Origin of the sequence: Microcystis sp. LE18-22.4A, from assembly GCF_027531105.1 — a bacterium.
In the GTDB taxonomy this organism is placed as follows: Bacteria; Cyanobacteriota; Cyanobacteriia; order Cyanobacteriales; family Microcystaceae; genus Microcystis; species Microcystis aeruginosa.
This window is the reverse complement of sequence record NZ_JAPZRB010000094.1, coordinates 33,984-48,831: the sequence shown is the minus strand read 5'-3', so window position 1 is coordinate 48,831 and position 14,848 is coordinate 33,984. Positions and strand designations below refer to the sequence as shown.

7 protein-coding genes are annotated in these 14,848 nt (G+C 39.2%); 1 reads left to right on the top strand and 6 read right to left on the bottom strand.

Going from position 1 to position 14,848, the window contains the following annotated elements:
- A partial coding sequence (locus O9295_RS04220) for a helix-turn-helix domain-containing protein (protein WP_288031943.1) occupies nt 1-141 on the bottom strand: 141 nt, incomplete at its 3' end.
- A gap of 91 nt (nt 142-232) precedes the next feature.
- Between O9295_RS04220 and dnaN the strand changes: the two genes are divergently transcribed.
- Nucleotides 233-1,381, top strand: coding sequence for a DNA polymerase III subunit beta (dnaN, locus tag O9295_RS04215; RefSeq protein ID WP_287627202.1), 1,149 nt, complete (start codon nt 233-235; stop codon nt 1,379-1,381).
- 764 nt (nt 1,382-2,145) lie between these two features.
- Here dnaN and O9295_RS04210 read toward each other — a convergent pair.
- The 5 genes from O9295_RS04210 to O9295_RS04190 all read right to left on the bottom strand — a co-directional run bounded on the left by O9295_RS04210 (nt 2,146) and on the right by O9295_RS04190 (nt 14,832).
- Nucleotides 2,146-3,081, bottom strand: a complete 936-nt coding sequence (locus O9295_RS04210) for a class I SAM-dependent methyltransferase (protein ID WP_288031941.1) — start codon at nt 3,079-3,081, stop codon at nt 2,146-2,148.
- Nucleotides 3,082-3,157: 76 nt separating this feature from the next.
- Nucleotides 3,158-4,141, bottom strand: a complete 984-nt coding sequence (locus O9295_RS04205) for a hydroxyacid dehydrogenase (RefSeq protein ID WP_288031938.1) — start codon at nt 4,139-4,141, stop codon at nt 3,158-3,160.
- Between the two features lie 68 nt (nt 4,142-4,209).
- The gene (locus O9295_RS04200) at nt 4,210-5,967 is read right to left on the bottom strand and encodes an ABC transporter ATP-binding protein/permease (RefSeq protein ID WP_147068649.1); all 1,758 of its coding nucleotides are present in this window, start codon (nt 5,965-5,967) and stop codon (nt 4,210-4,212) included.
- Nucleotides 5,968-6,049: 82 nt separating this feature from the next.
- Nucleotides 6,050-13,945 carry a type I polyketide synthase gene (locus O9295_RS04195; protein WP_288031936.1) on the bottom strand — a complete coding sequence of 2,632 codons (7,896 nt, stop codon included), beginning with the start codon at nt 13,943-13,945 and terminating at the stop codon, nt 6,050-6,052.
- A gap of 131 nt (nt 13,946-14,076) precedes the next feature.
- Nucleotides 14,077-14,832 carry an aspartate/glutamate racemase family protein gene (locus O9295_RS04190; RefSeq protein WP_190723008.1) on the bottom strand — a complete coding sequence of 252 codons (756 nt, stop codon included), beginning with the start codon at nt 14,830-14,832 and terminating at the stop codon, nt 14,077-14,079.
- Nucleotides 14,833-14,848: the final 16 nt, after the last annotated feature.

Below are 14,848 nucleotides of genomic sequence, written 5' to 3'. Positions count from 1 at the left end.
TCTTTCTTGCTTTTCGTACCATGCTTGTGTTCTGAGATGGAGAGCTTTATTGTAAACCAATCTTACACAGCCCAAAGTGCGCCGCAATAGCGACTCTTGTGTTGGTGTGGGGTAAAATCGAAACGAATAGGCTTTTTCCATACCTCACATTTTAGCATATATTTCGTAAATGTGCTAATATTTAACAGTAAAGCCGTCGTAGAACGACGGGGTTTCAGACCCAAAATTTTCGATGAAATTTACCAGTAGTCAAAGCGAACTCAACAGCAATTTATCCCTAGTTAGTCGGGCCGTTGCCAGTCGTCCTACCCATCCGGTGTTGGGCAATGTTCTCTTTTGTGCCGATGAGGAAAAGGGCGAAATTAGCCTGACTGCTTTTGATTTGAGTTTAGGGATTCGCACCAGTTTTCGGGCCGAGGTGGTGGAAGGGGGCAAAATTACCCTGCCGGCAAAATTGCTTAACGATATTGTCTCTCGTTTGGGAGAGGGGGAAATCACTATCTCTGTGGAAGAAAACGAGAATGATGAGGAGCATAGTCTCGCTTTCCTGAAAACTGCCTCGGCACAGTTCCAAATTCGCGGCATGAAAGCCGATGAGTTCCCAGAATTGCCCACGGTGGCCGATGGGGAAATTGTTAATTTACCTGTAGTTGCCTTGACAGAGGGACTAAAAGGTGCCTTGTTTGCCGCTAGTGGCGATGAAACTAAACAGGTGTTGACGGGGGTACATTTAACTAAAACCGTCGATTGTCTAGAATTTGCCGCTACAGACGGTCATCGTTTAGCGGTGGTACAAACTCCCCTAGAGGAGGTGGAAAGTGCCTCTGGTGGCTTTAATGTCACCATTCCGGCCCGGGCCCTGCGAGAATTGGAAAGAATGATGGCAACAAAACAAAATATCGAGACTATTACTCTGCATGTGGATGATTCTCAAGTCATCTTTGAAATGGGGGAACAGAGGTTAACCAGTCGTAAGTTAGAAGGGGCCTATCCCACTTATAATCAGTTAATTCCTAAATCCTTCGAGCGCTCTTTGGTTTTAGACCGCAAACAATTAATCCGTTGTTTGGAATTAGTGGCGGTTTTATCGGACCAAAAGAATAACTTAGTCAAGTTTAGTCTCGATAGCGAAAATGACCGTTTATCCCTAGCGGTGGAATCTCCTGATTTAGGTAGTGCTAAAGAGTCCATGGCGGCGGAAATTCAGGGAGAAAGTGGCGATATTGCCTTTAATGTTAAATATTTGATGGACGGTTTGAAGGCTTTACCTAATAATGATATCCAAATGCAGTTAAATGCTAGTACCCAACCGGTTATTTTTACCCCCTTGGGAGGTTTAAAGATGACCTATTTGGTGATGCCGGTACAAATTCGTCAGTAAGCTGTCCGCGCATTTAAATTGCTTGTTGAGACGAGGCAAGAGATAAGACCCCCCCGGCCCCTAGGGCTGATTCATTCTCCGAATCTAATTCTTTTTTTGCTACCTTTAATCGCTTATGAGGTAAGCAAAGCACGACGTTTTTAAAAATTTTCAGCTATGTATTTCGAGAAATCGACTAAAAACGTTGCCAGATAAGGACTTGAGAGAATGACATTTGAGAGAATGAAACGACCCTAGGGCAGGGTAGGGTTGATTCATGAATCAACCTACAAAGCACGACGTTTTGACAAATTTTCAGCTATGTAGGGCTTGCTGAATAAATCTAACAACCTTGTTGGATAAGGTTGTTAGACTTTTTTTCCCTCAAAAAGTGCCGACCATTGGAGTGATTGGGGGGAAAATCCCTGGACTTTTTCCCTGAAAATTAGGTAATTGACCACCTGAAAATGGGTAAAACCCCACACCCCACACCCTACCACGAAAAACTTTTTGCCGCAAACCCTATGTATTTCCGAGAAATCGACTAAAAACGTTGCCAGATAAGGAGTTGAGAGAATGACATAAGAGAGAATGAATCGGCCCTACATCTGGGGGGTGACTAGCGATTTCTAGCTTAACCTGCGTTCGGGATAACGCTATAGAAGAGACTGTTAGAAAACCTTGGCCAATTCTAGATTCTCAACTCCTTGATTAATAGGCGATCGCTAACAAGAAGTCCTCCCTACCGATGGACTGGGTTTTACATCAATCTGCTTAAACCGAACTCAGTTTAATTTAGGCTTTTCTGCCGAAAACAAAAGATAATCATCAAACGCCATAAACCAACCCCGATTTCTTGACCAAGCTTCAAGTCCAGGGTTATCTTTCTGGAGATCGATAACTAAATCATGCTTACTAATTCCTTGGCTAATCTGGGCAAAATAATGAACCATTGCCGGCCAAACATATTCACTAATAGATAAAGCTTGGATATTAACAAATCCATGCTTTTTGAGTTTTTCTACATAAGTATGTCGGTCGTATTGATTAGGAAAGGGAATACACATTTTCTTACTATTAACCCGCAGCCAGAAGTTAATTTCTCGACCCACTCTAGGCAAACAATCCGCTATAGCCAACCTTCCACCGGGCTGCAAAACTCGAAAAGCTTCCGCGAAAAAATCCTCACGAGTGTCAAAATGAAAAGCACATTCTAAAGCGGTCAACTTATCAAAAGAATTCTCAGGAAAAGGTATTTGAGTAGCCGAGCCTACTTGAAGTTTTATCCTGTCCGATAACCCTGCTTTAGCTACTCTTTCTTGAGCAATTTCTACTTGTAACTCGGTTGTATTTAGACCGATAATTGAGCCAACATTGTTTTCTCTTACCCAGAGTAAATCCTGTTCAGCAAAACCGAAACCCACATCCAAAAGGTGATCTCCGGCTTTAAGTTCGGCTACTTCGGCTAATTTACGCGCTAAAGCGGCACAAGCTCCGTTATAAGTTGTTTCTTCTTGCCAATAACCAAAATTAAGCCATTGGGGAAAATTAGGATCATGAAGATGAGGATCGCGTTTCGCTATATTAGTATACAGTTCAGAAACTTGAAACTGATCTTGCAAAAACGCCATTTCTCGAGCTGGATTAAGGATAAATTGTTTGATGGTTGCCCAGCGATTACGCCATTCATCTTTGAGGGGAATTTTGCCGATGTTTTCCAAATTATTATCCTCCTAAGGATTTTGCAGAAATATTGCCATTTTTAATTAACCGAATCCCTGAGATTCTCTAGATGCTTTAAAAAAGATTCCACACCTCCGGATTAATCATATAAGGAGGCTTCTCTCCCTGAAGCACTTGTAATATTTGATTCGCCGCCGAAACAGCAGCCGCTAGACTCGCTTCAGGGGTTACTCCGGCTAAATGAGGTGAGAGAATGACATTCTCAAAATTATATAAAGGATTATCTAAAGCCGGCGGTTCTGGTTCAAAGACATCGAGGGCGCATCCAGCTATCAATTTTTGATTAAGGGCGATCCCTAAATCCTTTTCACAAACGACTTTTCCCCGGGAGGTATTAATTAAAAAAGCTGTTGGTTTCATCTTTTTAAAAACTGAGATATTAAACATTTCCCGCGTTTCACTTGTTAGTTCAGTATGCAAAGAAACAAAGTCCGATTCAGCCAGAAGAACATCTAAATCTTTGACCAAAGTTGCTCCTACTGTCTCCGCTTTGCTGGCTGGAACATAGGGATCATAAGCTAATACTCTCATCCCCAGTGCTAGGTTACATTTGTGAGCCACCAGAGTACCAATTCTTCCTAAACCTACAATACCAAGGGTCTTGTTTTCGAGTTGAATCGGTTGCATCTGATTGCGAATTAAATAGTTACCCTTTTTCACACAATGATCTAAAAAAGGGAGCTTTTTGGCAAGGGCTAAAATCATAGATAAGGTGTGTTCTGCTACAGCTGTAGTTGACATTCCGGGATTATTAACAACGATAACCCCCTGTTCTGTTGCTGCCATAATATCAATAGAATCTGTGCCAAATCCAGAGGTACTAATTACTTTTAATTGTTTTGCTAATCGGATTGATGAAGCCTCTAACTTATTAGGATAACGCACAAATACGCCAGATACTTCTTGAATGGCCTCATTAATTTTATCCAGTGTAGGGTTGGACAAAATCTCTATATTAGTAGATTCTTCAAGAAGTTTTTGCCCCGCTTCATCATACATTTTTCCGATTAAAAGAACCCTGTGTTTTTGAATATCCATAGTCAGAGTTTTTGGTGAAGTAGTAGTCATCGTAATTTTTCCTAAATTGAGTTTTAGCAATGAAACAGTTACAGAGATTTTGAGGCTCGATAATCATCTATGGAAACAAGTCGCCAACTAGAATCCTCTAAAAGTTCTAAGACCCATTGATGATACTTAAATAAACTTTCTCGATGACCTACGCTAATAAAAGTTGTCTGTGCTTTTTGTAACTGGTGATATAAGGTTTGTTCGTTGTTCAAATCTAAAGCACTTGTGGCTTCATCTAAGATTACATAGCGGGGATGGGTTACTAACAATCGGGCAAAAGCAAGGCGTTGTTGTTCTCCTAAAGATAATATATTTTCCCAGGGAACTTCCGCATCAAAGCCATGAACTTTTGTGGCTATATTTTGAAGATTAACTTGTTGTAAAACCGATTCAAGTTCTCCATCGGTCATTTCACGGGTTGTTTTAGGATAAAGTAACTGTTCTCTTAGAGTTCCTAAAATAATATAAGGACGTTGAGGTAAAAAGAGAAATTCTTCTAAGGGAGGTCGTTTTAAACAACCAGTTCCTGCATTCCATAAGCCAGCAATAGCTCTTAATAGAGAACTTTTACCTCGTCCACTCGGTCCGACAATTAATAAACCTTCGCCTGGTTCGATAGATAGGGATAAATGTTGAACAATTACCTTTTCATAATCCGGTGTTTGTAAAGTAACATCCTCAAACTCGATCTCATTTTGTTCAAGGGTTTTAATGGTACTAGCATCCTTGGGTTGTCGGTCCATTTCTTCTAAGGCCGACGAAAATTCAGATAGACGCTCAACATAACTGGAAAATCTGCCCAAAGAACCAAATTCAAGGATTAACTCAGAAAAACCATTAGCAAACATACTGCAAGCAATAATAGCCTGATTAACTTGTCCGAAATCAATTTCCCCCCGAATATAGGCCGGAGCGAAGACGACAAAGGGAAATATTTGAATAACTGAGCGATAACTTCGACTAAAAATGTCTTGATTTTTCTCCCAATCAATCTTACTGAGAGAATTTCTGACGAGATTATTAAATCGACGTTGAATGATTTTCAACTCTTGATTTTCGCCTTGAAAAAAGGCAATAGATTCAGCATGATTCCGAACATGAGTTAAAGTGTAGGTGTAATTAGCTTTGGATTCCAATTCTTCTTGACTAATCTTATCTAATTCTCGACTTAAAGAAACAGCAATTAGGTTGCCGATAATTGTATAAGCCACTAGAATCAAGGCGGCTAGTCGGGAAATTGAGAAAAGAATTACTAAAAAAGTAGTCATTTCTAAGACTTTTTCTAATAAAATAGCTCCAAAATTAACAGCATTTCTAGCAATGGGTTCTATTTCTTGGGCTATCCTTTGATCCGGATTATCCACATCGGATCTAAAATTAATTTTGTAATAAGCGCGATGGCTCAAATATTGGGTAACAACCTGCTGATTTAGCCATTCATACCAATCCAGAATAATTCTTTTTTTAACAAATTTAGAAAATGCAGTAAACAGGGTAATTAAAAGTAATCCTAAGCCATAAAGTAATAAACTTGTCATAAACTTAGAGGCATTTTTATCTTGAATAATGACATCAACCAAATAGCGATTAACGAAGCTATTAACTGCATTAGAGGCCACCAGTCCAACAATTACTAAAACAAGGAGAAACAGCATTCCCCATGAACTTATTACCTCTGAAAATGTCCTTCCTTTAGGATCGGTTGGATACCAGTAAGGAGCGGCAATCAATTTCAGATTGTCAAAAAATTGATGAGAACTTTTGACGGTTTCTTGTTGAAAAAATGGAGTTTGCATAGTTTGAATATAGGGTAACTTTTAGGAAATGCCTTGAATTTTTTTTAATTTCAAGCTTTCTAACTTCAAGGCTTAGGATTATTTAATCTCCTAAAAAAGCCTCCAAATCAGTAAGTTCTTGTAAGATTAAATCCTCACTAATCTCCTGCTGAACTTCAGTGAAGTTAATCATCTTCTCGGCTGTTTTTTGAACTTTTTCACCGAAAATACGGTCAAACAGATAATCAACTAAGCGTCTAATATTAGGAAAGTCAAAGACTAAAGAAGTGGGTAAGAGAACTTCTAATCCTTTCTCTAAACGATTTTTCAATTCAATAGAGGATAAGGAATCAATCCCCATTTCTATCAATCCTTGTTCTGAATCTGGCATAGATTTAATCCCTAAAATAATTCTGACTTGCTTGCTAACATATTCTAACAAATATTCCCGACGTTCTCCTAAAGGAATATCCTCTAAAAGATGCAGTACAGAGTCTGATTCTTGAACAGACTTAATGGGAATTTCTGAGAGTCCTAAATTTTTTAGGAGTGGTTTCTCGCCTTTAAATTGATAGATATTTTTGAAACGAACCCAATCCACATCAGCGATTAAAACTTGTGTTTGATTAGAAGCCATAATAGCATCCATCACCCTCAAGGCCATATCTGGAGCAATTTCCCTGATGCCAATCTGTTTGAGCCAGTCCTCATAGTCTTGAGACACTATACCATTACCCGCCAATAATGCCCAATTTAAAGCCGTTGCAGGAAGTTCTTGAAGATGACGGAAATGAGCCAAAGCATCCAGCCAATGACTAACAGTATCATATAAGCCTTGTTCCTTTGCCCCCCAAATTGCACCCGCCGAAGAAAACAGCACAAAATAGTCTAATTGAGTACCCAAAGATAGTTGATGTAAATTCCAAGAACCCTTAACTTTTGCCTGAAAAACTGCTTCGAGATCCTGCAAAGTACAGTCTTTTAATTGAGCTTGTCGGCCTGAGATTCCGGCAAGATGGAAAATGCCACGCAAGGGATAAGCGGTTTTTTCAATCTGGGTAAATATGGCCTGCATAGCCTCAAAATTGCCAACGTCTGCCGAAATAACTTCGATTGATGCTCCTTTTTCCTCTAATTTTCTGATTTTTTCTGATATTTGGGCTAATTCGGTTGCTGAATCCCACAGGAAGCGAGCCGGTAATGAGCGGCGTGTCGTTAAAATGAGATGTTTTGCTCCTAAATTGACTAAATGTTCCGCCAATTCTAAGCCTAGATGTCCTATTCCTCCCGTAATTAGGTAGGTAGCCTCAGGTTGAATCTTAACGGTTGTTGTCTCTAGAGACTTGAGAGGAAGCAGACGAGCAATATAGCCTTGACCTTTGCGGAAGACCAAATGATCCTCATCGTGAGCATGAGTTAATCCTAATAGTAATGCGGTAATATTTTGATTAATATCAACGTCGGGATCAAGATCCAGCATACCTCCCCATAATTGCGGATTTTCTAGGGCAATAACACGCCCCATTGCCCAAAGAGGAGACTGAAACCCTAAAGAAGGCTGTTCTAATTCAAAGGGTTGGGCCCCCTGAGTGACAAGGAATAATTGAGGAGGATTAGGGATTTTTTGAATAGCTTTGAGAAGATTTAAAAGATAGTTACAGCGATTCAATAAAATGGATTCTGGTTGCTCTTTGCCATCACTATTCAAAAGATAAATGATCCGATCTGGAGATGGATTTGACGCAAACCATTCCTCTAATTGTTGTAGTTGATTAGCATTCAAACAAGACTCAGAAGATGATATTTGTGTATTTTTCTGCCCTTGATAAATTATCCGACAGGAATCACACTTTTTCAGTAGTTGCTCTTGAATCCCTAAGGGAAAAGTATCTTGTTCTGGGTCAATATCAGTAAAAATTAGCCAGTTTTTAGCGGTGTTAGGGGAGATTTCTGAACTTTGAGCCAGAATAATACTTTGCTGAAATAAAACACTACCTATTTTTTGATCAGGAGAAACAAATTCTACCTGAGAAAAACCCGATTTAAGCAGAATAGATTCCCAAGTCGATGCTGTAATTATAGGATGATTTGGGCGCAAATGATAATCGCTAAAACGCCACCAACCTTGAGTGACACCAAAGATTAAATCAATCCAGGAAGATTGCTGAGTTAATTCCAACAGTAATAAATGACCGCCTGGACGTAGTAAACTTTGAATATGAGGCAAGGTTTCCTCTTGTAAATTGGCGGTAGAGTGTAAGACATTAGCTGCGATAATCAAGTCATAAGAATGACTGCAAAACCCTTGTAATTTCGGAGCTTTTTCAATATCGAGTACTTTGTATTCTAGTCCAGAAAATTCAGCTAAATTATCTCTAGCTTTCTCTAGAAAGAAGGGGGAAACATCAGTGAATGTGTAGGTAATTTGACGAGAGTTACAAGCTTTAAGAACCTGTTGGGTTGTAGCTCCAGTTCCCGCGCCAATTTCGAGAATGCGGAGGGAGGCTGAGGGGGCATAACTTGAGAGGAGAAGTTCAACGGTTTTAGAGATACCCAGATTGAGAATTTTTGCCGAAGATGTATTTTTATAAAACTCGCTGGCTCCTCCTTGTCCATCTTGAGAAAATAGGATAGATAAAGGAGATATTTTTCCCGTAATAATGGCTGCTAAATTTGTGGCAACTTGTCGAAATAGATTGAGTTCTATTTGAGCATTAGGATAATGATTGATTAAATCCTCTACCGCTAAATCAGGATTAGAGTGTTCGGGTTCTTTAACAATTTTCCATAGGGTATTTTGCTTTTCTAAAATGCCGACTTTCGCTAATATTTCTAGAAGATGATTCCAGAAAGATTTATATTCTTGTTTAAGTTCAGCTTGAATAAAACTTTGATCGGGATCAAGAAAGGTATTCATTTGAAAGAGTTCTAAATCTTTCAGAGCTTTAACAACAAAGTCAGCTGCCAGTTTTTCCATTTCGGAAAAAGCGAGAGAAACTCCCATCAATTCTGAGGAGTGTAATTGGGGTTCTAAGTAAACCTCTAAATCAGTTTTAAGGGGGGTCAAATTTTGTAGCTTACCGTTGGCTAAATCCCAGGGAAGCCAAGCTACTTGATAAAGTAATTTGGCAAAATTAAAGTCCTCTTTTTCTTGATAATAGAGTTTAATCAACTGTTGAACAATTGCGGATATTGTTGGTTTTTCATCTTCAGAATAATGACCTGTTTCTAAGAGGGTTTGCATCAAAGTATTTTTGTCCTTTTCAGATAACATTTTGACTAGATTAGATTCCTGTGGAACAGTTGCAGATGGGGTTTTTAAAGGAATCCAGTGTTGACGTTTTTGAAAGGGATAAGTAGGTAAAGCACATCGTCTAGGATGATAGTCTTGATCAAAACTAAACCAGTCTATCTTTGCACCGCGAACATAAAGTTTGCCCAGACTTTCTAATAAAACTTGCCAATCAGAAAATCCTGAGCGTAAACTGGGTAGAGTTAGAGGTTCAGATGAAGATAGGGATGATTGAACAATTCCTGAGAGAATAGGTTGAGGTCCAATTTCAATAAAGGTATCACATCCGAGAGATTGTAGGAATAAAGCCCCTGGATGAAATTGTACCGTATTTAGTAAATGTTGAAGCCAATACTGAGGAGTCATAATGCTGTCATCAGCAATTTCTCCTGTTAGGTTAGAGACCAGAGAAATTTGAGGTTGACTGAAAGAAATCTCTTGAAGAATCGTTTTAAATTCTGCAACCATTGGCTCTACTAAAGGGGAGTGAAAAGCATGGGAAACTTTGAGTTGACGAACTTTCACCCCGGCATTAGTGAAATGGTTACAGAGTTTTTGAATTACGCTTTTTTCTCCAGAAATAACGGTATGTTGTTCCGCGTTAATGGCAGCAATAGCGATTTTTATGCCTTGGCTTTGGCACTGCTCAATAACTGAGTTCTTATCGAGAAAAATAGCGGCCATTTCCCCTTGATTTTGGGGTAACTGCCCCATCAAATTGCCTCGATGGGTGACCAGTTTTAAGCCACTTTCAAGATCAAAAACGCCAGCAAAACAAGCAGCAGAATATTCTCCTAAACTATGCCCTAAAATGGCGGCTGGTTGAATTCCCCAAGAATGCCATAATTGAGCGAGAGCAACTTCAATCAGAAATAGTGCCGGTTGGGTATAAGCGGTTTGGTTTAAGGGGTCATCTGTATCAGCAAATACGACGTTTAGCAGGGATTTACCCGTTAGTTTTTGATAGTAGTTTTCCCCTGCGTCTAAAGTTTTTCTAAAGGTGGGTTGAGTCTGATAGAGTTGATGAGCCATCCCTGCATATTGAGACCCTTGTCCTGTAAATAAAAAGGCAATTTTAGGCGGTCTTTTTTCATCAGCTATACCATGAATAGTTGACTGATAATCTAGTTGCTTGAACTGACGTAATTGTTCAATAAAATCACTGTTTTTATAGCCAGTTAAGGCTAACCGATTTGAGAAATGAACTCGGCCTGTATTTGCCGTAAATACTACATCAGACATATCCTTTTCAGGTTGACTTTCTAAAAAGTCTATGTAGCGACTTACTAACTCTTTTAAAGCTGGTTCGGTTCGAGCGGAAAGGGTGAGCAAATGATAGGGACGTTTGCTCTGATTGTCTTGAGGAATAATGGGAGGAGCTTCTTCTAGAATAACATGAGCATTAACCCCGCCAATACCTAAAGAGTTTACCCCTGCCCGTCGGGGTAATTTTTCGTCCTTGTCTTGCTTAGTAGTCCAAGAAATAGCTTCATTATTAATATAAAAAGGAGTCTGAGAAAAATTAATTTGAGGGTTAGGATTTTGGAAATGTAATGTAGGCGGAATAACTCTATATTTGAGGGCTAAAGTCGCTTTAATTAAACCGGCAATACCGGAAGCAATCTGCATATGTCCGATATTGGTTTTTACTGAACCTAAAGCACATTCTCCCTCATTTGCACCCTGATAAACTTTAGCTAAAGCATCAACTTCAATGGGATCTCCAAGGGGGGTTCCTGTGCCATGAGCTTCCACAAAACTAATTGTATTAGCATCAACACCGGCAAAGGCTAGGGCTTCCGTAGCGGCAGCAATTTGACCCTCTCCACCAGGCGCAGTAAATCCTAATTTTTGGCCACCATCATTATTAATAGCAGAGCCTTTAATAACTGCATAAATATGGTCATGATCGGCTAAAGCATCTGACAATCTTTTGAGCAGAATTACTCCTACTCCACTGCCAAAAATAGTCCCTTTTGCTTCCGCATCAAAGGCGCGACAATGACCATCAGGAGACATGATCAGTCCTTCTTGATATAAGTAACCAATTTTTTGAGGAGAATTAATTGAAGCAGCTCCAGCTAGAGCCATGTCACTTTCTCCACTAATTAGACTCTGACAAGCGAGATGAACTACAACTAATCCAGTAGAGCAAGCAGTTTGAACATTAACGCTTGGGCCGTGTAAGTTTAGTTTATAAGAAATTCGCGTTGTTAAATAGTCTTTGTCATTAGCTACCATTGTTTGAAACCCTCCCGTTGAATCTAGTGTGAAGGGTTGTAACTCGTCATTACTATCTAATTGACCCCGATTAGGATAACAATTATTGATCAAATAGGTGTTCATACTTGCGCCAGCAAATATACCAATTGATCCTTGATAAGTACTAGGATTATAACCGGCGTTTTCTAAACATTCCCAACTACATTCAAGAAGTAAACGTTGCTGAGGGTCTAGTAATTCTGCCTCTCTATCTGTATAGCCAAAAAATTCGCTGTCAAAGTATTCAACTTGCTCGAGAATTGGTCTAGCTCTAACATAATTAGGCTGATTCGAGAGTTCCGGAGACACTCCCGACTCTTGTAATTCTTCTTCCGAAAAGAAAGAGATAGTTTCGATTCCATTTTTTAAATTTTCCCAGAAGGTTGTTAAATTTTTAGCCCCTGGGAATTGCCCCGCCATACCAATAATTGCAATGTCATGGGTTTCATTATGGCGACGGATCCGATTTTCGGCACGTTGACGGCTTTTTTGTGCTATAACTTGAGTGGTATTTGATTCTTCGCTTAAGCAACGGGCTAGGGTGGCAACGGTAGGATTTTTAAACATTTCAGCAAGGGATAGCTGACGGTTAAAAAGTTTTTCAAGTTCATTTTGAACTCGGATTAAGTGTATAGAATGTCCCCCTAGTTCAAAGAAGTTATCCTCTAAACCAACTGAGGTTAACTGTAAAACTTCACTCCAAACTGCTGCTATTTGACGTTCATTTTCTGATTGAGGTAAGGTTTGATTTTTCTGACGCTCTTTTGCTAAATATTGATCTATTTCTTGGATACGGCTGCTAAATAATCCCTGTTCAAAATCCTTTTTTAATTTGGATTTTTGAACTTTGCCAATAGAGGTTTTAGGAACTAAATTTCTTTCTAAGGGAATGACATAAGCTGGAGCAATTCCGAATTTTTGGGTCAAATGACTGCGAATTTTTCTAACAACTTTTATCCAGTGTTCAAATTGATCAGATTCTGGGCTAAAAGTAATAATTAATAAGTCAGTTTCTCGACTTTGATCAAAGACGGCAAAGGCGGCTGTATAAGATACTTTAACCCCTTCTAATTCTTCGATTGTTGTTTCAAGTTCATGGGCAAAGTAATTAACACCATTAATTATAATTTCTTGTTTTTCTCGCCCAGTAATAAAGAGTTCGCCCTTAAATAAATACCCCAAATCTCCCGTAGTAAACCACCCTTCTTGAAAAACTTCCTGGTTGAGTTCAGTATTATTGTAATATCCTTTAGTAACAGAATTACCTTGAATTTGAAGCTTTCCAATTTCTCTTTCAGGTAAAGGATTATTTTCCTGATCGACTATCCGGATAGTTGCTCCAGGAATCGGCTTTCCTAGAGAGACAAAACTATTTTCTTCGGTGAGTTCATTTTTACTTAAACCGGCTGACCAAGTAATCCCAGAACAGGATTCAGTCATGCCAAAAGCTGGTTTAATCGCTCTCTCCCGTAGTTGATGTTTTTCAAGAATTTCTAAGAATAGGCGAATCGTTTTTACTGAAACTTGCTCGCCAGCATTCACTAAAAATTTCATTGAGGAGAGGTTATAAGAGGCGTGCTTAAGTTCTTCTGCCTGTTGATTAATTAAGGAAAATGCAAAGTTAGGGGACCAAGAAATGCTTACTTGATGCTTTTGAATGAGTTCTAACCATTGGAGGGGTTGGCGTAGGACTAATTCCATCGGAACGTGAATTTGATGACAAGCCAAATCTACCGCCATAATTCCTAAAAATACGATAGCTCCTACATGATCTAAGGGCATCCAATTAAGGGTAACTTCTTGTTGGGTAAAGTGGTTCATTGCCACTGTACCAGCAGTCATGGACAGAATATTATGATGAGTTAATATTACTCCCTTGGGCATACCTGTACTACCCGAAGTAAAGAGTAATAAGGCTGGAGCTTGTCGATCAAGAATCGGCAATTGATGGACTTTAGAGGGGGCTTTTCTGAGTTCATTAACTGAGATAACTTGCCACCCTTCTAGATGAGAGGAAGTTCCTAATTTTTCAATTTCAGTAATTAGTTCACTATCGGATAATATCAAAGGATTGTCTAAAATTTTCCAAACATTCTCTAGTTTTTTGACGGCAGAATTTTCCAGATCATAGCTAGGAGCAACGGTCAAAGGAACTGGAATAATTCCCCCTAAAAAACAAGCCCAGAGTGCGGGAATAAAGTCTTGATTTTTGGCAATTTGTAGAATGACTTTATGCCCTAATTTTATTCCTTTTTGTTCCAGTCCATTTAAAATAACCAGAGCATCTTGATATAAGTCTTGATAACTCTGAAAATCTTCAGTTGCGTCATTTTTGATATAAGTAATTCCATGATTATTATGTTTAGTGGCAGTTTCTAAGACTTCTGACAGAGTCCGCCAATTATCTTCCAATTGTCCTCCAAAACTGATTGAATGCTTAGACACTTTTTTTACACCTCTTGATCAAAAATAGAACCAATCTCGAAAACCCTATGAATCAGTATATCGCTACGCGCAAGTTAAAAGTCAGAAGTGGCCAATTCAAGTTTGAATTGTACCTCCTAGGGCTGCGATGGTCAAGGGCTTTTTGGGGTTGAAGGTTGATGGCAGTCGGTCCCTCGGTCTACCTGAGCTTGTTTGATGATTAACTGAGAAAAGTTTTGAGCGATGGTACTTAAAGGATCGATCGCTTTAATGGAGTCAATTCCTTTGAGTTTGAGAGATTTTGTTAAGAGATGAAATTCGGTACACCCAGAAATATAGGAGCGAGTGTTATATTTCTCTAATAATGCTTCTATATCCCTAAGAATACTTAACGGATCGTGTCCTCTTTTTAGCACTTTATAGATCATTTCATGAATCAACTTTTGATCGCTTTCTGAGAGAGAAATAATCAGATCTGCGGTGGTGCAGCCTTCCTGAAATAATTTTTTCTGGTAAGTCCCTGTACTAGCAAGTAAAAGGGTAGGTTCATTATATTCTTGGAGTTCTTGATCCGCTATTTTAATTAAGGAAAGAAGTTTATCCTTCAGATTTTCGGAGATCTGGGGTAGAGCATAATGAGCCGTACAACAGCCAATGACTATGCAATCAGCCAGTTTATTGAGATGTTCCAGATTGACTTGGATAAAATCAATAAATTCTCTTTCTTTTCCACTATCAATAGAACCTGTGCGATCGGGTGCAGAGGGAAGAGAAAAAACGATGACATTAGGGGATTCTTGTTCCTTATCAATAAAAGGATTATATTCATAAATCGACTTAAGAAATTCGGCGGTAACCACTGGTCCCATACCCCCTAAAACGCCAAGAATCGGTAGTTTTGTCTTCATTAAAATCTCCTGCTCG